Below are 21,441 nucleotides of genomic sequence, written 5' to 3' on the forward strand. Positions count from 1 at the left end.
GAGTCCCGGAATAATCGAACTCGGCAGCCTGACCGATCACGATCGGACCAGAGCCGATCACCAGAACGGACTGGATATCGGAGCGCTTAGGCACGCTGGCCCTCCATCAGGGAAACGAAGCGGTCGAAAAGGTACGCGGCATCGTGCGGGCCGGCGGCCGCCTCGGGGTGGTACTGGACGCTGAAGGCCGGCTGGTCGAGCAGCTGGAGGCCTTCGACGACCTGGTCGTTCAGACAGACGTGGGAGACCTCGGCACGCCCGTAGGGCGTGTCGGAGACCTTGTCGAGCGGGGCGTCGACGGCGAAGCCGTGGTTGTGCGCGGTGACCTCGACCTTGCCGGTCGTGCGGTCCTGCACGGGCTGGTTGATGCCGCGGTGGCCGTACTTCAGCTTGTACGTGCCGAAGCCCAGCGCGCGGCCCAGGATCTGGTTGCCGAAGCAGATGCCGAAGAGCGGCGTCTTGCGCTCCAGGACCGCCTGCATCACGGCCACCGGGCCGTCGGCGGTGGACGGGTCGCCCGGGCCGTTGGAGAAGAACACACCGTCCGGGTTCACCGCGTACACGTCCTCGACCGTGGCGGTCGCGGGCAGCACGTGCACCTCGATGCCGCGCTCGGCCATCCGGTGCGGGGTCATGCCCTTGATGCCGAGGTCGACGGCGGCGACGGTGAACTTCTTCTCGCCGATCGCGGGGACGACGTACGCCTCCTTGGTGGCGACCTCGGCGGAGAGGTCCGCGCCCTGCATCTCGGGCGCCTGGCGCACCTCGGCGAGCATCGTGCCCTCGTCGGGCAGCGCGTTGCCGGAGAAGATGCCGACGCGCATCGCGCCGCGCTCGCGCAGATGGCGGGTGAGCGCGCGGGTGTCGATGCCGGAGATCCCGACGACGCCCTGGTGGCGCAGCTCCTCGTCGAGCGAGCGCTGGGCGCGCCAGTTGGACGGGACGCGGGCGGGGTCGCGTACGACGTAACCGGCGACCCAGATCCGCTGCGACTCGGGGTCCTCGTCGTTGACGCCGGTGTTGCCGACGTGCGGCGCGGTCATCACGACGACCTGGCGGTGGTACGACGGGTCGGTCAGCGTCTCCTGGTAGCCGGTCATACCGGTGGAGAACACGGCCTCGCCGAACGTCACCCCCGTGGCCCCGTAGGCGCGGCCGCGGAACGTGCGGCCGTCCTCCAGGACGAGTACTGCGGGAGCTGCCCTTCTCTGCGAGGCGATTCCCGGCTTGGAGGTCGTCATCGTGCGGCGCCTTCCGTCGTGGTGGTGGGGTGGTTCATGGAGTTGATGGCCTCGATCCAGGCGGCGTGCTCGGATGCCTGGTCGGACCGGAAGCCCGAGTCGATCAGCTTGTCGCCGTGGGCCCAGGTGACGACCAGCAGGCCGCCCTCCGGGAGCACCTTTCCGGCGATGGCCTTCTCGGACCGGGCCTCGCGCAGTGCCTCGGCCGGGATGAAGAAGTCGTTCGCCCCGGGCCGTACGACGTGCACGCCCTCGGCCGACAGGGTGAGCTCGGCCTTGCTGCGGACGCCCAGACCGTGCGCGACGATCCGGTCGAGCCACTGCCCGGCCGTGGTGGAGCCGTGGTAGCGGCCGCTCATGCTCAGTGTCGCCGGGCCGGTCGCCTTGGGCACGGCGGGCAGCTCCGGCAGGTCCGACTGGAGGGTGCCGCGCCACTTCCAGCCCTGGCGCATGAGCCAGTACACGAAGCCCACGAAGATCAGCACGCCGACGACCCAGGCGATCCGGGCCCCCCAGTGCGTCACTTCGGCCGACTTCTGCTCAGCGGCCAGCGTCTGTACGCCGAGATTGAAGACTGCAGGTGTCATGCCAGCTTCCCGTCCACGACCGTCGCCCTGCCCCGCAGGAAGGTGTGGGTGACGCGCCCCGGCAGCTCACGGCCCTCGTACGGGGTGTTGCGGCTGCGGGAGGCGAAGCCCGCGGGGTTCACGGGACCACGGTATGCCGGATCCACCAGCGTGAGGTTGGCGGGCTCGCCTGCCGAGACGGGGCGGCCGTGGTCCTCGGCGCCGCCGATGCGGGCGGGCTTGACCGACATGCGGTCGGCGACGCCCGCCCAGTCGAGGAGGCCGGAGTCGACCATGGTGTGCTGCACGACCGAGAGCGCGGTCTCCAGGCCGACCATGCCCATGGCGGCCGCGGCCCACTCGCAGTCCTTGTCCTCGTGCGGGTGCGGGGCGTGGTCGGTGGCGACGATGTCGATCGTGCCGTCGGCCAGCGCCTCGCGCAGCGCCATCACGTCGGCCTCGGTGCGCAGCGGCGGGTTCACCTTGTAGACCGGGTTGTACGAGCGGACCAGCTCGTCGGTGAGGAGCAGGTGGTGCGGGGTGACCTCGGCGGTGACGTCGATGCCGCGCGACTTGGCCCAGCGCACGATCTCGACCGAGCCCGCGGTCGACAGGTGGCAGATGTGGACGCGCGAGCCGACGTGCTCGGCGAGCAGCACGTCGCGCGCGATGATCGACTCCTCGGCGACGGCCGGCCAGCCGCCGAGCCCGAGCTCGGCCGAGACGACGCCCTCGTTCATCTGGGCGCCCTCGGTCAGCCGGGGCTCCTGGGCGTGCTGGGCGACGACGCCGCCGAACGCCTTCACGTACTCCAGGGCGCGGCGCATGATCACGGCGTCGTCGACGCACTTGCCGTCGTCGGAGAAGACGGTGACCCCGGCGGCCGAGTCGTGCATGGCGCCGAGCTCGGCGAGCTGCTTGCCCTCCAGGCCCACGGTGACGGCGCCGATGGGCTGCACGTCGCAGTAGCCGTGCTCGCGGCCGAGCCGCCAGACCTGCTCGACGACGCCCGCCGTGTCGGCGACCGGGAAGGTGTTGGCCATGGCGAAGACGGAGGTGTACCCGCCGCGCGCGGCGGCCCGGGTGCCGGTGAGGACCGTCTCGGAGTCCTCGCGGCCCGGCTCGCGCAGATGGGTGTGCAGGTCGACGAGGCCGGGGAGCAGGATCTGGCCGTCGGCCTCGATGACCGTCGCGTCCTGGGCGTCGATGCCGGTGCCGACCTGGGCGATCGTCTCGCCGTCGATCAGGACGTCCTGGACGTCGCCGCCGAGTACCTTCGCGCCACGGATAAGGATCTTGCTCATGGTTACTTGGTCTCCGAATCGACGGGGCGGGCGTGACTGACGGCGGACTCGTTGCCGCCCAGAAGCAGGTACAGGACGGCCATCCGGGTGTGCACACCGTTGGCGACCTGCTCGATGACGGTGCAGCGGTCGGAGTCGGCGACCTCGGCCGTGATCTCCATGCCGCGGACCATCGGGCCGGGGTGCATCACGATGCCGTGCTCGGGCATCTTGGCCATGCGCTCGCCGTCGAGCCCGTACCGCCGCGAGTACTCGCGCTCGGTCGGGAAGAAGGCGGCGTTCATCCGCTCGCGCTGCACACGAAGCATCATCACCGCGTCGGACTTCGGCAGCACGCTGTCGAGGTCGTAGCTGACGTCGCAGGTCCAGTGGTCGACGCCGACGGGCAGCAGGGTGGGCGGGGCCACCAGGGTGACCTCGGCGCCCAGCGTGTGCAGCAGGTCGACGTTGGAGCGGGCCACCCGGCTGTGCAGCACGTCGCCGACGATCGTGATGCGCTTGCCGGCCAGGTCCTGGCCGAGCCCGGCGTCCCGGCCGACCAGGCGCCGGCGCATGGTGAAGGCGTCGAGCAGGGCCTGGGTGGGGTGCTGGTGGGTGCCGTCGCCGGCGTTGATGACGGCCGCGTCGATCCAGTCGGAGGTGGCGAGCCGGTAGGGCGCGCCGGAGGCGCCGTGGCGGATGACGACGGCGTCCACGCCCATCGCCTCCAGCGTCTGGGCGGTGTCCTTCAGGGACTCGCCCTTGGAGACCGAGGAGCCCTTGGCGGTGAAGTTGATGACGTCCGCGGACAGCCGCTTCTCGGCGGCCTCGAACGAGATCCGGGTGCGGGTGGAGTCCTCGAAGAAGAGGTTGACGACGGTACGGCCGCGCAGGGTGGGGAGCTTCTTTATCGGCCGGTCGGCGACCCGGGCCATCTCTTCGGCGGTGTCGAGGATGAGCACGGCGTCGTCGCGGGTGAGGTCGGCGGCCGAGATGAGGTGACGCTTCATCTGGGTTCTTCTCCAGGTTTGTGGAGGTCTGGGCATGCGGGCGCGCAGAAGTGCCGTACGGGACGGTGCGACCCGTACTCCGTACGGAAGGTGGCTTACTGCTCGCCGGCCGGAGCGGCCTGCTTGGCGCCGAGCAGCACGGCGTCGCGGCCGTCCTCCTCGGCGAGCAGGACCTTGACCGTCTCCCGCAGCGACGTCGGGAGGTTCTTGCCGACGTAGTCGGCGCGGATCGGAAGTTCGCGGTGGCCGCGGTCGACGAGGACCGCGAGCTGCACGGCGCGCGGGCGGCCGATGTCGTTCAGCGCGTCGAGCGCGGCGCGGATGGTGCGGCCGGAGAAGAGCACGTCGTCGACGAGGACGACCAGGCGGCCGTCGACACCGTCACCGGGGATCTCGGTGCGGGCCAGCGCGCGCGGCGGGTGCATGCGCAGGTCGTCCCGGTACATGGTGATGTCGAGGGAGCCGACCGGGATCTTGCCCGCGGTGATCTCTTCGAGCTTGTCGGCCAGCCTGCGGGCCAGGAAGACGCCGCGGGTGGGAATGCCGAGGAGCACCACATCGTCGGCGCCCTTGGCGCGTTCGACGATCTCATGGGCGATACGGGTCAGTACCCGTGCGATGTCGGGGCCCTCAAGCACGGGGCGCGCCGCATCGGTCTGGTGCGTGTCCATAGGAAACGGACCTCCTTCTCCGCCTCACGGGACGGACCTTAAAGGACGTCGGAATTACTCCGTCCACGGTACCAGGGCATTCCCCGGTCCTCACACGGGGTCGTCACCCGTCTGGGGTGGGGGTATGGACCATTCGGCTTGACGCAGCCAAGTAACGCTGCGTAACCTCACAGTGAGTTACCGCCACGCGGCGGAGCCGAAAAGTGTTCCAGCGTCCGGGGAGCTATATGTCCAGCGAATACGCAAAACAGCTCGGGGCCAAGCTCCGCGCCATCCGCACCCAGCAGGGCCTCTCCCTCCACGGCGTGGAGGAGAAGTCCCAGGGCCGCTGGAAGGCCGTAGTGGTCGGGTCGTACGAGCGCGGCGACCGTGCCGTGACCGTCCAGCGCCTCGCCGAGCTGGCGGACTTCTACGGGGTCCCGGTCCAGGAGCTGCTTCCGGGCACCACGCCCGGCGGCGCGGCCGAGCCGCCGCCGAAGCTCGTCCTCGACCTTGAGCGTCTTGCCCACGTCCCGCCGGAGAAGGCGGGCCCGCTGCAGAGGTACGCGGCGACGATCCAGTCCCAGCGAGGTGACTACAACGGCAAGGTGCTGTCGATCCGTCAGGACGACCTGCGCACCCTGGCGGTCATCTACGACCAGTCGCCCTCGGTTCTCACCGAGCAGCTGATCAGCTGGGGCGTCCTCGACGCGGACGCGCGCCGCGCGGTCGCCCACGAGGACAACTGACACGCCGACACCTCAGCAGAAACGTGCCGCCGGGCCGGGCCGATCCCCAAGGGATCGGGCCGGGCCGGCGGCGTTTTGCTGACGGTGCTCCCGGACGGCTTCCCGCGCCCGCCTGCGGGTACGCCGATGGGCCCGTCGTACGTGCGTACGGCGGGCCCATCGCGAGCCGGGTGAGCCGAGGCTCAGGCGTCCCGGCGAAGACTCGGCTTGAGCTCCTTGAAACGGGCCAGCAGCCCGTTCACAAAGGCGGGAGAGTCGTCCGTGGAGAACTCCTTCGCCAGCTGCACCGCCTCGTCGATGACGACGGCGTCCGGCGTCTCGTCCACCCACACCAGCTCGTACGTGCCGAGCCGCAGGATGTTCCGGTCGACGACCGGCATGCGGTCGAGCGTCCAGTCGACGGCGTACGTGGAGATCAGGTCGTCGATCCGCGCCACATGCCGCGCGTACCCCTCGACGAGCTCCATCGTGTACTCGTTGACCGGCGGCTGACGGTCGTCGGACCGCGAGTGGCGCACCCAGTCCGCGAGGACCGTCTGCACGGACTCACCGCGCTGGTCGGCCTCGAAGAGGATCTGGAAGGCGCGCTTGCGCGCCTTGTTCCGGGCAGCCACGGTTAGCTGTTCACCCGGCCGAGGTAGTCGCTGGTGCGGGTGTCGACCTTGACCTTCTCACCGGTGGTGATGAAGAGCGGGACCTGGATCTGGTAGCCGGTCTCCAGGATGGCGGGCTTGGTGCCACCGGTGGAGCGGTCGCCCTGGACACCCGGCTCGGTCTCCTGGATGACGAGCTCGACGGCGGCCGGGAGCTCGACGTAGAGCACCTCGCCCTCGTGCTGCGCCACGGAGGCGGTGAAGCCCTCGATCAGGAAGTTGGCGGCGTCACCGACGTTCTTGCGGTCGATGTGCAGCTGGTCGTACGTCTCCATGTCCATGAAGACGAAGTACTCGCCGTCCATGTAGGAGAACTGCATGTCGCGGCGGTCGATGGTGGCCGTCTCGACCTTCGTACCGGCGTTGAACGTCTTGTCGACGACCTTGCCGGAGAGCACGTGCTTGAGCTTGGTGCGCACGAAGGCCGGGCCCTTGCCGGGCTTGACGTGCTGGAACTCGACGACGGACCAGAGCTGGCCCCCGTCGAGCTTGAGCACCATGCCGTTCTTGAGGTCGTTCGTGGAAGCCACGGTTGCGGAATCTCCTGGACTGAAGCTGGTGGGACCGAGGGTGCGCGGCACAGTGGTACTAGAGCGCGAGCAGTTCCTTGGTCGTAATGGTGAGTAGCTCTGGCCCGCCATCCGCCTCGGGACGGACGACGAGCGTGTCATCGAGTCGGACACCACCCCGGCCCGGGAGGTGGACCCCCGGTTCGACGGTGACCGGCACGCAAGCGTCCAGTTTACCCATGGCTCCAGGTGCGAGCTGCGGGTCCTCGTCGATTTCGAGGCCGACGCCGTGTCCGGTGCGCGCTCCGAGGCCCTCCGCGTGCCCCGCCGCGTCCAGCACCTGACGCGCCGCGCGGTCCACCGCCCGGTACTCCGCGCCCGGCGCCAGCGCCTCCCGGCCGGCCCGCTGAGCGGCGAAGACGACCTCGTACAGCTCGATCTGCCAGTCGGCCGGGGTCGTCCCGATGACGAACGTACGGCCGATCTCGCAGCGGTAGCCGCGATAGGTGGCGCCCAGGCAGACGGAGAGGAAATCGCCCTCCTCGACGCGGCGGTCCGAGGGGCGGTGGCCGCCGCGCCCGGAGTTGGGGCCGGTGCCCACCGATGTGGTGAAGGCCGGGCCGTCGGCGCCGTGGTCGACCAGGCGGCGCTCCAGCTCCAGGGCGAGATGGCGTTCGGTGCGGCCCACCAGGATCGACTCCAGGAGCTCGCCGAGCGCCTGGTCGGTGATCTCGGCGGCGATGCGCAGACAGGCGATCTCCTCCTCGTCCTTGACGAGCCGCCGCTGCTCGACCGCTCCCCCGAGGTCGCCCAGGAGCAGCCGGGGCGCCACCGAGCCGAGCGCGCGGTGGCGCACCACGGTCAGGTCGTGCTCCTCGACGCTCAGCGAGTCGGCGCCGGACGCCTGGGCGAGATCGGCGGCCGCCACCGCCGGGTCGCCCGCGGGGGTGGGCAGCACGGTGATCCGCAGATGCTCGTCGAGCCGCCCCTCGACGAGGTCGCCGGTGGGCGTGCGCGGGCACAGCAGTACGTCCTCGGCCGGGCCGAGCAGCAGCACGGCGCCGGGCGGGGCACCGCCCGCGAGATAGCGGACATTGGCCGAGCGGGAGACCAGGGCCGCGGCGCTGCCGGCGGCCGCGCAGCGGTCGCGCAGCCAGGCGCGGCGGGCCGCGTACACGTCTGACATGGGTCGAGCGTATTTGGGGGGCGGGGGGTTGGCTGTTCCAGCGCGTCCGACCGGGGGCCGGCCCGGTGGCCGGGTCGTCCTCAGTCGCCGGACCGGCTGGGTTTGGCTGATGTCGTCGGGCCTTTTCGCAGGTGCGTGGGGGTCGCTTCGGTCGCGGGACGTCCGCGGGGCGTCTGTGGCTGGTCGCGCAGTTCCCCGCGCCCCTTGCGTGGCCCTTCGGGCCCCAAGGGGCGCGGCTACCAGCTCGGTGGGCTTGCTATCGCCCTTGCCAGGACGTCGTCCAGGAGGCGGGCCGTTGTGGGGACGTCGTATTGGGAGTTGTCGATGATGGGGAGGCCGGAGCCGTACCAGCCCGCCATGCGGCCGTGGATGCCCGCGACCTCCTCGTCGCACAGGCGGCGGTTGCCGGAGCGTTCGGCGTTGCGTTCCAGGACGATGTCCAGGCCCGGCAGGAGGACGACGGGCAGCAGGCCGGGGCCCACGTGGCGCTTCCAGCCGCCGAGGCCGACGACCGGGCGGTCCGGGAAGACCGCGTCGTCGAGGATGCAGGAGATGCCGTTGGCCAGGAAGTTGCGCGCGGCGAAGCCGCAGGTGCGGCGGGCCAGGCGGTACTGCGCCTCGGAGTGGTCGTTCCACCCCGCCTGCGGATCCGCGAAACCCGCGCAGACCCATTCGCGTACGTCGTCGAGGCTGATGTGCGCGGTGGGGACGCGGCGGTGCTGGGCCCAGTAGCGGGCGACCGTGGTCTTGCCCGCGCCCGCCGGGCCTATGAGCAGCACGGCGAGCGTGGTGACCCCGGTGCCCTCGGGTGCCTGCGGCAGCGGGACGGGCCCGCCCGGCGGCAGCGTGACGTGCCCGGTGGTGTCGCGCGACGGCGCTGCGGGCGCGTGCAGGGGCGCCGGAGCGTGCCAGCCCGGTGCCGGCGGCGCGGACTGCGGCGGGCCGGGGAACGGGGGCGGTGGCGGTGGCGGCGGGGCACCGTGGGCCGGGGGCTGGTGGGCGTCGTGGACCGTCGGCTGGTGGGCGCCGAGGGCCCATTCGGCGCCCGGTCCGTGCCCCGGGGCGTGAGGCGGCGGAAGCGGAGCCCCCGCTTCGTGCTGCATCCGGTGCCACTCCGTCTCGTACAGGCAACTGGTGCTGGTCCGGGCGCTCCCCCGCGGCCCGAGGGACCCCCCATGGCGTCCCGGTCCAGAACCGTACCTTCCCCGGCCGTCGCAGTGTGAACGGCCGGGGCGCGGCGAAGGTGCCCGCTCAGCCGCCGAGTTCGTCGGCGAGCGCGCGCAGTGCCAGGCGGTACGAGCCGATGCCGAAGCCCGCGACGGTGCCGCTGGCCACGGCCGCCACCACGGAAGTGTGACGGAACTCCTCACGTGTGTACGGGTTCGAGATGTGCACCTCGATGAGCGGGGCGGTGCGCTGGGCGGCAGCGTCCCGCATTCCGTACGAATAGTGGGTGAACGCGCCCGGGTTGAGAACGACCGGAATCTTTCCGTCGGCCGCTTCGTGCAGCCAGCGGATCATGTCGCCCTCGTCGTTGGTCTCGCGGACCTCGACGTCGAAGCCGAGCTCCTTGCCCAACGACTCGCAGACCTCGACGAGACCGGCGTACGTGGTCGCTCCGTAGACGTCCGGCTCGCGCGAGCCGAGGCGGCCCAGGTTGGGGCCGTTCAGCACCAGGACGCGGCGGCTCACGCCGACACCTCCCCGTACGCGGCGAGCAGCACCGACGGGTCCGGGCCCTCCAGGACGGTCGGCTTGGCGAGGCCGTCCAGGACGATGAAGCGCAGCAGGCTGCCCCGCGACTTCTTGTCCAGCTTCATGTTCTCGACCAGCTTGGGCCACTGGTCGCCGCGGTAGGTGAGCGGCAGGCCCACCGACTCCAGGATCGAGCGGTGGCGGTCGGCCGTCGCGTCGTCCAGGCGCCCGGCGAGGCGGCCGAGTTCGGCGGCGAAGACCATGCCGACGGAGACGGCGGCGCCGTGGCGCCACTTGTAGCGCTCGTTCTTCTCGATGGCGTGCGCGAGGGTGTGCCCGTAGTTCAGGATCTCGCGCAGCCCCGCCTCCTTGAGGTCGCTGGAGACGACGTCGGCCTTCACCTGGATCGCGCGCTCGATGAGCTCGGCCGTGTGCGGGCCCTCGGGGGTGCGGGCGCCCGCCGGGTCGGCCTCGACGAGGTCGAGGATGACCGGGTCGGCGATGAAGCCCGCCTTGATGACCTCGGCCATGCCGGAGACGTAGTCGTGGACCGGCAGCGAGTCGAGCGCGGCGAGGTCGCACAGCACGCCGACGGGCGGGTGGAAGGCGCCCACCAGGTTCTTGCCCTCGGCCGTGTTGATGCCGGTCTTGCCGCCGACGGCCGCGTCGACCATGCCGAGCACGGTGGTCGGGACCGAGATCCAGCGCACCCCGCGCAGCCAGGTCGCGGCGACGAAGCCCGCGAGGTCGGTGGTGGCGCCGCCGCCGACGCCGACGACCGCGTCGCTCCGGGTGAACCCGGACTGGCCGAGCGCCTTCCAGCAGTACGCGGCGACCTCGTAGGTCTTCGCCTCCTCGGCGTTGGGCACCTGGATGGCGATGGCCTCGTAGCCCTGGGCGGCCAGGTCCTCGCGGATGGCGTCGCCGGTGCCGGCCAGCGCCTCCGGGTGGATGACGGCGACCTTGCGCGCCTTGGTGCCGATCAGGCCGGGGAGTTCGGCGAGGAGGTTGCGGCCGACCAGCACGTCGTACGGGTCCGCCCCGGCGCTGGCGCCGACGTGGATCCGGGTGGGTGCCTGCTCGCTCATGCGGATTTCAGCTCCAGTGCGTCGAGGACCGCCTGGGCGACCTCTTCGGGGGTGCGGTCGTCGGTCGCGACGACGACCCGGGCGACTTCGGTGTACAGATGGCGCCTGGCGTCCATCAGTTCGCGCCACTGGCGGCGCGGGTTGACCGCGAGGAGCGGGCGGGCGGTGTTGAGGCCGACCCGCTTCACCGCCTCCTCGACGTCCATCGACAGATAGACGACCGGCCGGCCCGCGAGCAGCGCGCGCGTGGCGGCGTCCAGGATCGCGCCGCCGCCGAGGGCGAGCACGCCCGTGTGCTCGGCGACGGCGGCACGGACCGCCTCCCGCTCCAGCTCACGGAAGTGCGCCTCGCCCTCGTCGACGAAGATGTCGGCGATCGCGCGGCCCTGGGCGGCCACGATGTCGGCGTCGGTGTCCCGGTAGGGCGCGCCGAGCCGCTCGGCGAGCAGCGCGCCCACGGTGGACTTGCCGGAGCCCATCGGGCCGATCAGGACGACCAGCGGACCGGTGCTCACCGGATCTGCAGATTGTCGAGGTAGGACCGGACGTTGCGGCGGGTCTCGGGGACCGAGTCGCCGCCGAACTTCTCCGCCACCGCGTCCGCGAGGACGAGCGCGACCATGGCCTCGGCCACGATCCCGGCGGCCGGGACGGCGCACACGTCGGAGCGCTGGTGGTGCGCCTTGGCGGCCTCGCCGGTGGCGACATCGATGGTGGCCAGCGCGCGCGGCACGGTCGCGATCGGCTTCATCGCGGCCCGGACGCGCAGCAGCTCACCGGTGGTCAGACCGCCCTCGGTGCCGCCGGCGCGGCCCGAGGTGCGCCTGACGCCCTCGGGCGTGTGGACGATCTCGTCGTGGGCCTTGGAGCCGGGCACGCGCGCGAGGTCGAAGCCGTCGCCGACCTCGACGCCCTTGATCGCCTGGATGCCCATGAGGGCGGCGGCGAGACGGGCGTCCAGCCGGCGGTCCCAGTGGACGTGCGAGCCGAGGCCGACGGGCACGCCGTAGGCCAGGACCTCGACCACTCCGCCGAGGGTGTCGCCGTCCTTGTGGGCCTGGTCGATCTCGGCGACCATCGCCTTCGAGGCGTCCGCGTCCAGGCAGCGCACCGGGTCGGCGTCCAGCTTCTCGACGTCGGCGGGGGTGGGGTAGACGCCGTACGGCGCCTTCGCGGCGGCCAGTTCGACCACGTGCGAGACGATCTCGATCCCGGCCGTCTCCTTCAGGTAGGAGCGGGCCACCGCGCCGAGCGCCACGCGCGCGGCGGTCTCGCGGGCGCTGGCGCGCTCCAGGATCGGACGCGCCTCGTCGAAGCCGTACTTCTGCATGCCCGCCAGGTCCGCGTGCCCCGGGCGGGGCCGCGTCAGCGGGGCGTTGCGGGCGAGGTCGGCGAGGATCTCGGGGTCCACGGGGTCGGCCGACATGACCTGCTCCCACTTGGGCCACTCGGTGTTGCCGACCATGATCGCCACCGGCGAACCCATGGAGAGGCCGTGGCGGACGCCGCCCAGGAACGTGACCTCGTCACGCTCGAACTTCATCCGCGCGCCACGCCCATAGCCCAGGCGCCGCCGGGCCAGGTGGTCGGCCACCATCTCCGTGGTGATCGGCACGCCGGCGGGAAGGCCCTCCAGCGTCGCGACAAGTGCGGGACCGTGGGACTCCCCGGCGGTCAGCCAGCGCAACCTGCTCAACGGTGTGCTCCTCATGCTCGCGCCTGGAACTGCGACGGCGCGACCGGGTGCGCGGCCCTGGCCCGCCACCCTGATCCTCCCATGTCCGGATCGATGACCCGGCCCCAGGTCCAGCAGGCGGACGCGGAATCCGCTGGCCGGACACTCAGAGCCTGTCTTTGAACCCCCCGCCTGCGCTGCGACGCCCGGTGCGTGCGATCGGCGTGCGGACGACGGGGGTTCAAAGACAGGCTCTCAGCGGGCGGCCAGTGCCGCCTCGCCGGCCTTGCGCATGGCGGCCAGCGGGGCCCGCTCCGCGCCGGTCATCTGCTCGACCTGGAGGACCGCCTGGTGGACCAGGAGGTCGAGGCCGCCGACGACCGGAGCGCCGCGCTGTGCCCAGGCGGCCGCGAGCGCGGTCGGCCACGGGTCGTACAGGACGTCGAAGAGCGTTCCGGGGTGCTCGGGGACGGCCGCCGCGAGCGCGTCGGTGGTGCCCGCCGGGGTGGTGGCGACGACGAGCGGCGCCTCGAAGGCCCCGGCCGCGTCCGCCCAGTCCGCGATGCGGACGGCGACGCCCAGCCGCTCGCCCCAGCCGCGCATCTCATCGGCGCGGGCCGCGCTGCGGACGTACGCGGTGACCTCGCCCGTGCAGATACGGGCGAGGGCGGCCAGCGCCGAGGAGGCGGTGGCTCCCGCGCCCAGGACGGCGGCCGAGGAGACCCGCTCGACGCCGCGCTCGCGCAGTGCGGCGAGCATGCCGGGGATGTCGGTGTTGTCGCCGTAGCGGCGCCCGTCGCGCGTGAGGACGACGGTGTTCACCGCCTCCACCGAGGAGGCGGTGTCGCTGATGCCGTCGAGCAGCGGGATGACCGCCCGCTTCAGCGGCATCGTGAGCGAGAGCCCCGCCCAGGAACTGTCGAGCCCGTCGATGAATCCGGGAAGAGCGGCCTCGTCCACCTCGAAACGGTCGTACGACCAGTGGCCGAGGCCGAGTTCCCGATAGGCGGCGCGGTGCAGCACCGGGGAGAGCGAATGCGCGATGGGCGATCCCAGTACGGCCGCCCGGCGCGCACCGCTCTCCTGGCTCACGGAACTCACTGGCCGGATTTCCCCTGTTCGTACTTCCTGCGGTTCTCGTTCTGCTCCGCGTTGGTGACCGCGAACAGCGTCTCGTCCTCGGTGACGGAGACGAAGTAGTACCACGGGCCGGGCGTCGGGTTGAGCGCGGAATGCAGCGCGGACTCACCGGGGTTGCCGATCGGACCGGGCGGCAGACCGTGGATGTAATACGTGTTGTACGGGTGGTGGAAGTCGCGCAGATGCTTGACCGCACCGGTGTCCAGGGTCGATTCGCTCTTTGCGTAGTTGACCGTGGAGTCGAAGTCGAGCAGGCCGTAGGTCTCGGTGTTGTTGGGCTTGAGGCGGTTGTAGACGACCCGCGCGACCTTGTCGAAGTCGTGCTTGTACTTGCCTTCCGCCTGGACGAGGCTCGCGACCGTGATCACCTGGAGCGGCGACTTCAGGCCCAGCTTGACCGACATGCCCTTCAGGTCGACCTTCGCGTACTCGGTGTTGGCGCGCGAGACCATCTTGCGCAGCACGTCCTCGGGCTTGGCGCCCTTGGCGACCGGGTAGCTGGCCGGGTAGAGGAACCCTTCCAGCGGATCCTGGATCTCCTTGTTGTCGTTCGCCCAGTCGGGCAGCCCGAGATTCTTCGCCTGCGCCTTCGCGACGTCCTTGGTCGTACCCGGCTTGAGTTCGAGGCGCTTGTCGATCTGCTCGTAGACCCAGGCGTTCCGCTTGCCTTCGGGAATGATGAAGTTGCTGCGGCTGGCGGGGTTCAGCATGGCCGCGACCGCGTTCGCCGCCGACATTCCCTTGTTGAGCGTGTAGACGCCCGCCTGAATGGTCTTGCCCTTGGGATTGTCGTTCTGGGCCGAGACGAAAGCACCCTTGCTCTTGACCACTCCGGCCTTCTCCAGAATGCTGCCGATCTCGTATCCGCCGGCGCCCTGGGGAATTTCCACCTGAATCGGGGTGGAGCCGGTTCCGACGTAGTCGGGGGCCGCACCGAATTTCTTCTGCCAGAACTGGTAGCCGAAATACCCGGCGCCGCCGACACCGAGCGAGAAGACGACGACGAGCACGAGACAGGCGCGCCCGCTCTTGCCCTTCTTCTTCCCCTTGCCCTTGCCCCGCCGGTCGCCGCCGCCGCGCCGGGACGAGCGCTCCTCGTCCTCGTCGCCATCGGCCTCGGCGCCGTCGGTGAAGAAGGGATGCGTCTCCTTCTCCGGCTCCGGTTCGAGCTCCGGCTCCTGCGGCGTCCACTCGGGCGCCTGCTCCGGCACCGTCGTGCGCTGATTCGGCGGCTGCGGCGGCGGATACGCCTCGGGCGTGCCGTAGTGGTCCTGCGTCTCGGCGCCGTAGCCGGTGTAGCCCTCCGGCTGCTGTCCGGCGTAGGGCATGGCCGCCTGCTGGCCGGTGTCCCATCCCGCGTTGTACTGACCCTGCGGTACGTACTGCTCCTGCGGGTAACCCTGCTGGGGCTGCCCGCCGTACTGCTGCTGCGCCTGCTGCTGGTGCTGATTCTGCTGATGCTGCTGCGCGTACGGGTCCTGCGGGTGCTGCTGATGCTGTACCTGGTGCGGGTGCTGCTGCTGGTACTGCTGATGCTGCTGGGCGTACTGCTGCTGCGCCTGCTGGTCGCCGTACGGAGCCTGACCGGAGGCAGCCTGCTGCGCCCTCCACCCCTGGTCCCCGTACAGAGGATCCTCGGGATGCCACGGTTCGGAGCCTGCGCCCCGGCCATACTCAGTCATCGGTCCCCTAGAGCCGCGAGGCATCCGGACGGTCCGCCTCTTCCGCTGTGCGGCAGCTGTTCGAATGTCGCCGCATCGCGCGGAACGTTACCGTATCGCGATCAGATAACCACTTCGACGCCCTCGCCCGGCGGTCTCCCTGACACCCGTTCGGCCTCAAGCGCGGTCTGAAGAATGATCACCGCGGCCGCCTGATCGATGACCGACCGGCCCTTTTTCGACTTCACGCCGGAGGCGCGCAGTCCCTGAGTGGCCGTCACCGTCGTCATCCGCTCGTCGACGAGCCGGACCGGAATCGGCGCGATGCCCTTCGCCATCTCCTGCGCGAATTTACGGACCTTGACGGCCGCCGGGCCCTCGCCCCCGCTGAGGGAGCGAGGCAGCCCCACGACCACCTCGATGGGCTCGTACTCCTCGACGAGCCGGCGCAGCCGCCGGTGGGCGGCCGGGACGTCACGTCCCGGCACGGTCTCCACCGGCGTGGCGAGCACCCCGTCGGGGTCGCACGAGGCGACCCCGATCCGGGCGTCCCCGACGTCGACCGCGAGGCGGCGTCCTCGGCGCATCAGGCCGTCTCGGCGACGAGGCGCTCGACGGCGGCCATGGCCTCGCCCACCGCGTCCGGGTTCTGGCCGCCGCCCTGGGCGACGTCCGGCTTGCCGCCGCCACCGCCGCCGAGGGTCTTGGCAGCGGTACGGACCAGGTCACCGGCCTTGAGACCGCGCTCACGGGCGGCCTCGTTGGTGGCGATGACGGTGAGCGGGCGGCCGTTGGCCGTGGTGAAGAGCGCCACGACCACCGGGCGGTCGCCCGGAATGCGGCCGCGCACGTCGAGGACGAGCTTGCGCAGGTCGTCGGCGGAGGTGCCGTCCGGCACCTGACCGATGGCCAGGGCCACGCCCCGGACGTCCTTGGCGCCCTCGGCGAGCCCGCCGGCGGCGGCCAGCACCTTCTCGGCGCGGAACTTCTCGATCTCCTTCTCGGCGTCCTTGAGCTTGCCGAGCATGCCGGCGATCTTCTCCGGCAGCTCCTCGGGACGGCCCTTGACCAGCTCCTGGAGCTGGGCGACGACCGTGTGCTCACGGGCCAGGAAGTTGTACGCGTCCACGCCGACCAGGGCCTCGATGCGGCGCACACCGGAGCCGATCGAGGACTCGCCGAGCAGCTTCACCAGGCCCAGCTGGGCGGTGTTGCCGACGTGCGTACCGCCGCACAGCTCCTTGGAGAAGTCGCCGATGGTGACCACGCGCACGCGCTCGCCGTACTTCTCGCCGAACTCGGCGATGGCGCCCTGCTTCTTGGCCTCGTCGATCGACATGACCTCGGCCTGGACGTCCAGCTCACGCGAGAGGACCTCGTTGATCTTCTGCTCGACGTCGGTGAGGACCGTGCCGGGAACGGCGGCGGGCGAGCCGAAGTCGAAGCGGAAGCGGCCCGGCGAGTTCTCCGAACCGGCCTGGGCGGCCGTCGGGCCGAGCGCGTCGCGCAGGGCCTGGTGGGTCAGGTGCGTGGCGGAGTGGGCGCGGGCGATGGCGCGGCGGCGCTTGATGTCGATCACGGCGTAGGCCGAGGCACCGACCGTCACCTCGCCGACCTGGACGACACCCTTGTGGACGTGGACGCCCGGGACCGGCTTCTGCACATCGCGGATCTCGATGACCGCGCCCGTGTCGAGCTTGATACGGCCCTGGTCGGCGAGCTGGCCGCCGCCCTCGGCGTAGAACGGGGTGCGGTCCAGGACGACCTCGACCTCGTCGCCCTCGGAGGCGGCGGGCGAGGGGACGCCGTCGACGAGCAGGCCGACGACCGTCGACTCGTTCTCGGTGAGCGTGTAGCCGGTGAAGTCGGTCTCGCCCGAGTTGTCGGCCACCTCGCGGTAGGCGGACAGGTCGGCGTGGCCGGTCTTCTTGGCCTTGGCGTCCGCCTTGGCGCGCTCCCGCTGCTCCTTCATCAGGCGCCGGAAGCCGTCCTCGTCCACGGAAAGGCCCTGCTCGGCGGCCATCTCCAGGGTGAGGTCGATCGGGAAGCCCCAGGTGTCGTGGAGCAGGAAGGCCTTCTCGCCGGCCAGGACCGTGCCGCCGGCGGCCTTGGTCTCGGTGACGGCGGTGTCCAGGATGTTGGTGCCGCCCTTGAGGGCCTTGAGGAAGGCGGCCTCTTCGGCGAGCGCGACCGTCTCGATGCGCTTGCGGTCGGTGATGAGCTCCGGGTACTGCTGGCCCATCGTGGTGATCACGACGTCGATCAGGTCCTGGACGACCGGGCCGGTGGCGCCCATCAGGCGCATGTTGCGGATGGCGCGGCGCATGATGCGGCGCAGGACGTAGCCGCGGCCCTCGTTGCCGGGCGTGACGCCGTCGCCGATGAGCATCGTGGACGTACGGATGTGGTCGGCGACCACACGCAGCGAGACGTCCGTGTGGTGGGCGGCGCCATAGCGGACACCCGTCAGTTCGGTGGCCTTGTCCATGACCACGCGCAGGGTGTCGGTCTCGTACATGTTCTGTACGCCCTGGAGGATCATGGCGAGGCGTTCGAGACCCAGACCGGTGTCGATGTTCTTCGACGGCAGGTCGCCGAGGATCGGGAAGTCCTCCTTGCCGTCGCCCGCACCGCGCTCGTACTGCATGAAGACCAGGTTCCAGATCTCCACGTACCGCTCGTCGTTGACGGCCGGGCCGCCCTCAACGCCGAACTCGGGGCCGCGGTCGTAGTTGATCTCGGAGCAGGGGCCGCACGGTCCCGGGACGCCCATGGACCAGAAGTTGTCCTTCTTGCCCAGGCGCTGGATGCGCTCGGCGGGGACGCCGATCTTGTCGCGCCAGATGGCCTCGGCCTCGTCGTCGTCGAGGTAGACCGTGATCCAGAGCTTCTCCGGCTCCAGGCCGTAGCCGCCGTCCGCCACGGAGCTGGTCAGCAGCTCCCAGGCGTACTTGATGGCGCCTTCCTTGAAGTAGTCGCCGAAGGAGAAGTTGCCGCACATCTGGAAGAACGTGCCGTGGCGGGTGGTCTTGCCGACCTCTTCGATGTCCGGGGTGCGCACGCACTTCTGCACGCTGGTCAGCGTGGACGCCGGGGGCTTGACCTCACCCAGGAAGTAGGGCTTGAACGGCACCATGCCCGCGGGGACGAGGAGCAGAGTCGGGTCGTCCGCGATGAGCGACGCCGAAGGGACGACGGTGTGCCCGCGCTCCTCGAAGAAGCTCAGCCAGCGGCGGCGGATTTCAGCCGACTCCATCAGTGGTCCTCATTCCGGTTGTACGAGATCGTCTTGTACTGCTGCTTGGGGTGGTCGAGTGCCGCGAGGCGGCGCTGCGCCGGGAGTTCATGCACGTTGGGGGCGGCGAGGCCCAGCGCGTCGTTGAGTTCGGACTCGCGCTGGACCATGCCGGCCTTCACGTCGAGCGCGAAGTCCTTCAGCTTGTGGCCCGCCTCGATCGCCTTGTCGGCGGTGCGCGCGGCCAGGGACTCCGGGGTGAGCTGCTTCAGCTTCCGGTTGACCTTGGTGGTGGCCCACACACCGGCTGCGGCGCCCGCGGTGAACCAGAACGTACGGCGGAACATCGCAGCGTCAGCCCTTTCGCTTGCTCCGCCGCGCGGACGGCAGAGTCCGCCCGACGATCACCGTGCGAGGCGGCTCGGCGGGCCCGGTTTTCCGTCCGATGGCCCGGCGCACCCCGTACCCGAAGGCCGCGACCTTCACCAGGGGGCCGCCGAAGGTCGAGGCGACCGTGGTGGAGAGCGCCGACGCGTTGGAGGTGACCTCCTGGACGTCCGAGGCGATGGCGTCGACCCGGTCCAGCTGGGTCTGCGCCGAGCGCACCGCCGAGGAGGCGTCCGCGAGCAGCGGGACGGCCTGTTCGGTCACGTCCGCCACCAGCTTGGTGGTCGCCTTCAGCGTCTGGGCCAGCCTCACGAGGACTACGGCGAGGAAGGACACCAGGATCGCCCAGAAGACGGCCACCAGGATCCCGGCCACCTCTCCACCGGACACTTGCACCGCTCCCTGCGCCTTGACCGTCGGACAAAGAAAAAGTTGTCCCCCGACCCTATCGCGCCGAGGGTCTTGCCCCCTACCGCATTAGGGCGTCACGGGAGCGGAGTCCGGCAGGACGATTGTACGCAGTGCACACCCTTGAGTACTCTGCGTGTCCCATGCGCTCCAATCTGCCGTCGGAGCTGAACGGCTTCGTCGGGCGAGAACGTGAACTGGCCGCCCTGGACGGGCTGCTGGGCCAGGCGCGGCTGATCACCGTGGTCGGGGTCGGCGGCGTCGGCAAGTCCCGCCTGGCGCTGCGCGCGGCCGCCGTCGCGGCGGCGCAGGAACGCTACTGCGACGGGGTGTGGCTGGCGGATCTGTCCACGGTGACCGACCCGGACCTGCTCGACCACGCGGTCGTCGAGGCGCTGGGCCTCACCGACCACACCACCCGCCCGCCGCGCCGCACCCTCCTGGACCACCTCGCGGAACGCGCCCCGCTGCTCGTCCTGGACGGCTTCGAGCAACTGGTGGACGCCTGCGCGGAGCTGGTGTGCGCGCTGCTGCGCCGCTCCCCCGGCCTGCGCGTGCTTGCCGCGGGCCGGCTGCCGCTGCGGCTCGACGGGGAGCGGCTGCTCGCGCTGGCCCCGATGGACGACGAGGACGCGGTGGCGCTCTTCACCGACCGGGCCGGCGGCGCCCTGCCGGCACCCGCCGACGAGCCGACGGCCGTGCGGGAGGTGTGCCGGCGCCTCGACGGGATTCCGCTCGCCCTGGAACTGGCGGCCGGACGCCTGGGCGCGCTCTCCATCGAGCAGGTGCTGCACCGCCTGGACGACCGCTTCCGCCTGCTGACCTGCGGCGGACGCGGAACCGTGGCACGCCACCAGACGCTGCGCACCACCATCGGCTGGAGCCATGAGCTGTGCAGCCCGCCGCAGCGGCTGCTGTGGGCGCGGCTCTCGGTCTTCGCCGGGCAGTTCGACCTGGAGGCCGTCGAGTACATCTGCGTCGGCCCGGATCTGCCGCCCGAGGACGTGCTCGACGTACTGCAGGAGCTCCTGGACCACTCGCTGGTGGTGCGCGAGGACGGCCCGGCGGGCGTGCGCTACCGGATGCTCGACACCGTACGGGAGTACGGGGCCGAGTGGCTGGCGGCGACCGGGGACGCCGACCGGCTGCACCGGCGCCACCGGGACTGGTATCTGGGCCTGGCCACCTGGTGCGAGCTGGACTGGTTCAGCCCGTGCCAGGCGGAGGTCGCGGTGCGGGTGGAGGCCGAACTGCCCAATCTGCGGGCCGCGATGGACTACTCGCTCGACTCGGAGCGGGACACGCATCTGGCCCAGTACCTGGCCGGGACGCTCTGGTTCTGCTGGGTCGGCTGCGGGCGCCTGGCCGAGGGGAGGCACTGGCTGGGCCTGGTGCTTGAGGCCGAGGGCGGCGACCACGACGGCGCCCGGCTCAAGGCCCTGTGGGTGCTCGGCTATGTCTCGGTGCTGCGCGGCGACACGGTGGCGGCGATCGCGGCGCTGCACGAGTGCCGCGAGGACGCCGAGCGCACCGGCGACCTGGTGGCGCGGGCGTACGCGGTGCACCGGACCGGCTGTCTGGCCTTGGTCTGCGACGACATGCCGCGCGCCGAGGAGCTGCTGCGCGCGGCGCTCGCACAGTACGAGGAGATCGGCGAGCTCAACAGCAATGTGCTGATGGCGCGCGTCGAGCTCGCGCTGGCGGTGGCCTTCCGGGGCCATCTGGACGAGGCCGTCGTGATGTGCGAGCACGTGGTGGAGATCTGCGCGGAGCACGGGGAGCGCTGGGCCCTCGCGTACGCGCTGTACGTCCTCGGGTACGCGGCCTGGCACGCCAAGGACCTCGGCGGGGCGCGGCGGCTGCTCCTGGAGTGCCTGGAGATCGACCATGCCTTCCATGACCTGCTGGGCACGGTCCTGGCCCTTGAGCTGCTGGCCCTGGTCGCGGTGGACGGCGGCGACCCGGCCCAGGCGGCGGTGCTCCAGGGCGCGGCCGAGCGGATCTGGCCGTCGGTGGGGCTGCCGCTGTTCGGCTCGGCGTCCTTCAACGCGGCGCATGTGCTGTGCGAGCGGCGGGCGCGCGAGCGGCTGGGGGACGGCGCGTACGAGACGTTCCGGCAGCGGGGTACGGGGCTCGACCCGGACGAGGCGGTGGCGCGGGCGCTGACCGGCTCGGGCGGCGAGGACGCCGTGGCGGAGGTCCCCGCTCCGCACGGCGAACCGGCTCCGACAACGCGGAAGCCCGCCGCCTCCCGCTCCGTGCGGAGCGAGGGGACGGCGGGCCGAAGCGCGGAGCGCTGAATACT

At 71.2% G+C, this 21,441-nt stretch carries 21 protein-coding genes; 2 read left to right on the top strand and 19 right to left on the bottom strand.

Annotation, left to right across the window (positions count from 1 at the left end):
- Positions 1 to 86: 86 nt before the first annotated feature.
- The 5 genes from carA to pyrR all read right to left on the bottom strand — a co-directional run bounded on the left by carA (position 87) and on the right by pyrR (position 4,771).
- The gene (carA, locus tag ACGFRG_RS19900; protein WP_361434165.1) at positions 87 to 1,241 is read right to left on the bottom strand and encodes a glutamine-hydrolyzing carbamoyl-phosphate synthase small subunit; all 1,155 of its coding nucleotides are present in this window, start codon (positions 1,239 to 1,241) and stop codon (positions 87 to 89) included.
- Positions 1,238 to 1,828: a hypothetical protein gene (locus ACGFRG_RS19905; protein WP_361434163.1), complete on the bottom strand. Its 591-nt coding sequence runs from the start codon at positions 1,826 to 1,828 to the stop codon at positions 1,238 to 1,240. Before ACGFRG_RS19905 ends, carA begins: the two co-directional genes overlap by 4 nt.
- The gene (locus tag ACGFRG_RS19910; protein ID WP_361434161.1) at positions 1,825 to 3,111 is read right to left on the bottom strand and encodes a dihydroorotase; all 1,287 of its coding nucleotides are present in this window, start codon (positions 3,109 to 3,111) and stop codon (positions 1,825 to 1,827) included. The genes ACGFRG_RS19905 and ACGFRG_RS19910 overlap by 4 nt, the downstream gene beginning before the upstream one ends.
- A 2-nt stretch (positions 3,112 to 3,113) precedes the next feature.
- The gene (locus ACGFRG_RS19915) at positions 3,114 to 4,100 is read right to left on the bottom strand and encodes an aspartate carbamoyltransferase catalytic subunit (RefSeq protein ID WP_393265628.1); all 987 of its coding nucleotides are present in this window, start codon (positions 4,098 to 4,100) and stop codon (positions 3,114 to 3,116) included.
- Between the two features lie 95 nt (positions 4,101 to 4,195).
- Positions 4,196 to 4,771, bottom strand: a complete 576-nt coding sequence (gene pyrR, locus ACGFRG_RS19920) for a bifunctional pyr operon transcriptional regulator/uracil phosphoribosyltransferase PyrR (protein ID WP_361434157.1) — start codon at positions 4,769 to 4,771, stop codon at positions 4,196 to 4,198.
- A 227-nt stretch (positions 4,772 to 4,998) separates the two neighbouring features.
- On the opposite strand from pyrR, the gene bldD reads away from it, so the two are divergent.
- On the top strand, positions 4,999 to 5,499 hold the full coding sequence (bldD, locus tag ACGFRG_RS19925) for a transcriptional regulator BldD (RefSeq protein WP_067155757.1): 501 nt from the start codon (positions 4,999 to 5,001) through the stop codon (positions 5,497 to 5,499).
- Positions 5,500 to 5,681: 182 nt separating this feature from the next.
- Here the strand turns inward: bldD and nusB are convergent, their stop codons facing one another.
- The 14 genes from nusB to ACGFRG_RS19995 all read right to left on the bottom strand — a co-directional run bounded on the left by nusB (position 5,682) and on the right by ACGFRG_RS19995 (position 19,118).
- Complete coding sequence (gene nusB, locus ACGFRG_RS19930; protein ID WP_361430214.1) at positions 5,682 to 6,113, bottom strand: transcription antitermination factor NusB; 432 nt, start codon at positions 6,111 to 6,113, stop codon at positions 5,682 to 5,684.
- A 2-nt stretch (positions 6,114 to 6,115) separates the two neighbouring features.
- On the bottom strand, positions 6,116 to 6,682 hold the full coding sequence (gene efp, locus ACGFRG_RS19935) for an elongation factor P (protein ID WP_361430215.1): 567 nt from the start codon (positions 6,680 to 6,682) through the stop codon (positions 6,116 to 6,118).
- A gap of 58 nt (positions 6,683 to 6,740) precedes the next feature.
- A complete protein-coding gene (locus ACGFRG_RS19940; RefSeq protein WP_393265634.1) occupies positions 6,741 to 7,847 on the bottom strand; it encodes a M24 family metallopeptidase in 1,107 nt (368 codons plus the stop codon).
- A 236-nt stretch (positions 7,848 to 8,083) separates the two neighbouring features.
- On the bottom strand, positions 8,084 to 8,950 hold the full coding sequence (locus ACGFRG_RS19945; RefSeq protein WP_393265637.1) for a Pro-rich N-terminal domain-containing protein: 867 nt from the start codon (positions 8,948 to 8,950) through the stop codon (positions 8,084 to 8,086).
- A 148-nt stretch (positions 8,951 to 9,098) separates the two neighbouring features.
- The gene (aroQ, locus tag ACGFRG_RS19950) at positions 9,099 to 9,539 is read right to left on the bottom strand and encodes a type II 3-dehydroquinate dehydratase (protein ID WP_361430218.1); all 441 of its coding nucleotides are present in this window, start codon (positions 9,537 to 9,539) and stop codon (positions 9,099 to 9,101) included.
- Complete coding sequence (gene aroB / locus ACGFRG_RS19955) at positions 9,536 to 10,630, bottom strand: 3-dehydroquinate synthase (protein ID WP_361430219.1); 1,095 nt, start codon at positions 10,628 to 10,630, stop codon at positions 9,536 to 9,538. Before aroB ends, aroQ begins: the two co-directional genes overlap by 4 nt.
- The gene (locus tag ACGFRG_RS19960) at positions 10,627 to 11,145 is read right to left on the bottom strand and encodes a shikimate kinase (protein ID WP_361430220.1); all 519 of its coding nucleotides are present in this window, start codon (positions 11,143 to 11,145) and stop codon (positions 10,627 to 10,629) included. The genes aroB and ACGFRG_RS19960 overlap by 4 nt, the downstream gene beginning before the upstream one ends.
- Positions 11,142 to 12,326 carry a chorismate synthase gene (gene aroC / locus ACGFRG_RS19965; RefSeq protein WP_361430222.1) on the bottom strand — a complete coding sequence of 395 codons (1,185 nt, stop codon included), beginning with the start codon at positions 12,324 to 12,326 and terminating at the stop codon, positions 11,142 to 11,144. The genes ACGFRG_RS19960 and aroC overlap by 4 nt, the downstream gene beginning before the upstream one ends.
- Before the next feature lie 234 nt (positions 12,327 to 12,560).
- Positions 12,561 to 13,397: a shikimate dehydrogenase gene (locus tag ACGFRG_RS19970; RefSeq protein WP_361430316.1), complete on the bottom strand. Its 837-nt coding sequence runs from the start codon at positions 13,395 to 13,397 to the stop codon at positions 12,561 to 12,563.
- Between the two features lie 5 nt (positions 13,398 to 13,402).
- A complete protein-coding gene (mltG, locus tag ACGFRG_RS19975; protein WP_393265642.1) occupies positions 13,403 to 15,127 on the bottom strand; it encodes an endolytic transglycosylase MltG in 1,725 nt (574 codons plus the stop codon).
- A gap of 101 nt (positions 15,128 to 15,228) precedes the next feature.
- Entirely contained in the window at positions 15,229 to 15,693 is a 465-nt protein-coding gene (gene ruvX, locus ACGFRG_RS19980; protein WP_361430225.1) for a Holliday junction resolvase RuvX, read from the bottom strand.
- Positions 15,693 to 18,362: an alanine--tRNA ligase gene (gene alaS, locus ACGFRG_RS19985; RefSeq protein ID WP_361430227.1), complete on the bottom strand. Its 2,670-nt coding sequence runs from the start codon at positions 18,360 to 18,362 to the stop codon at positions 15,693 to 15,695. Before alaS ends, ruvX begins: the two co-directional genes overlap by 1 nt.
- Positions 18,362 to 18,688, bottom strand: coding sequence for a DUF6167 family protein (locus ACGFRG_RS19990; RefSeq protein ID WP_361430229.1), 327 nt, complete (start codon positions 18,686 to 18,688; stop codon positions 18,362 to 18,364). Before ACGFRG_RS19990 ends, alaS begins: the two co-directional genes overlap by 1 nt.
- Positions 18,689 to 18,695: 7 nt before the next feature.
- On the bottom strand, positions 18,696 to 19,118 hold the full coding sequence (locus ACGFRG_RS19995; protein WP_188271526.1) for a DUF948 domain-containing protein: 423 nt from the start codon (positions 19,116 to 19,118) through the stop codon (positions 18,696 to 18,698).
- Positions 19,119 to 19,279: 161 nt separating this feature from the next.
- Here ACGFRG_RS19995 and ACGFRG_RS20000 point away from each other — a divergent pair, with 161 nt between their 5' ends.
- A complete protein-coding gene (locus ACGFRG_RS20000) occupies positions 19,280 to 21,436 on the top strand; it encodes an ATP-binding protein (RefSeq protein WP_393265648.1) in 2,157 nt (718 codons plus the stop codon).
- The last annotated feature ends 5 nt before the right edge of the window (positions 21,437 to 21,441 follow it).

Source organism: Streptomyces sp. NPDC048696 (assembly GCF_043198895.1).
Taxonomy (GTDB): Bacteria; Actinomycetota; Actinomycetes; order Streptomycetales; family Streptomycetaceae; genus Streptomyces.

Coding starts and splice junctions, on each gene's coding strand:
- alaS (WP_361430227.1), bottom strand. CDS start 18,362: ATGGAGTCGGCTGAAATCCGCCGCCGCTGGCTGAGCTTCTTCGAGGAG.
- ACGFRG_RS19910 (WP_361434161.1), bottom strand. CDS start 3,111: ATGAGCAAGATCCTTATCCGTGGCGCGAAGGTACTCGGCGGCGACGTC.
- pyrR (WP_361434157.1), bottom strand. CDS start 4,771: ATGGACACGCACCAGACCGATGCGGCGCGCCCCGTGCTTGAGGGCCCC.
- ACGFRG_RS19940 (WP_393265634.1), bottom strand. CDS start 7,847: ATGTCAGACGTGTACGCGGCCCGCCGCGCCTGGCTGCGCGACCGCTGC.
- ACGFRG_RS20000 (WP_393265648.1), top strand. CDS start 19,280: ATGCGCTCCAATCTGCCGTCGGAGCTGAACGGCTTCGTCGGGCGAGAA.
- ACGFRG_RS19905 (WP_361434163.1), bottom strand. CDS start 1,828: ATGACACCTGCAGTCTTCAATCTCGGCGTACAGACGCTGGCCGCTGAG.
- ACGFRG_RS19945 (WP_393265637.1), bottom strand. CDS start 8,950: ATGCAGCACGAAGCGGGGGCTCCGCTTCCGCCGCCTCACGCCCCGGGG.
- carA (WP_361434165.1), bottom strand. CDS start 1,241: ATGACGACCTCCAAGCCGGGAATCGCCTCGCAGAGAAGGGCAGCTCCC.
- bldD (WP_067155757.1), top strand. CDS start 4,999: ATGTCCAGCGAATACGCAAAACAGCTCGGGGCCAAGCTCCGCGCCATC.
- aroB (WP_361430219.1), bottom strand. CDS start 10,630: ATGAGCGAGCAGGCACCCACCCGGATCCACGTCGGCGCCAGCGCCGGG.
- mltG (WP_393265642.1), bottom strand. CDS start 15,127: ATGACTGAGTATGGCCGGGGCGCAGGCTCCGAACCGTGGCATCCCGAG.
- ruvX (WP_361430225.1), bottom strand. CDS start 15,693: ATGCGCCGAGGACGCCGCCTCGCGGTCGACGTCGGGGACGCCCGGATC.
- ACGFRG_RS19915 (WP_393265628.1), bottom strand. CDS start 4,100: ATGAAGCGTCACCTCATCTCGGCCGCCGACCTCACCCGCGACGACGCC.
- ACGFRG_RS19990 (WP_361430229.1), bottom strand. CDS start 18,688: ATGTTCCGCCGTACGTTCTGGTTCACCGCGGGCGCCGCAGCCGGTGTG.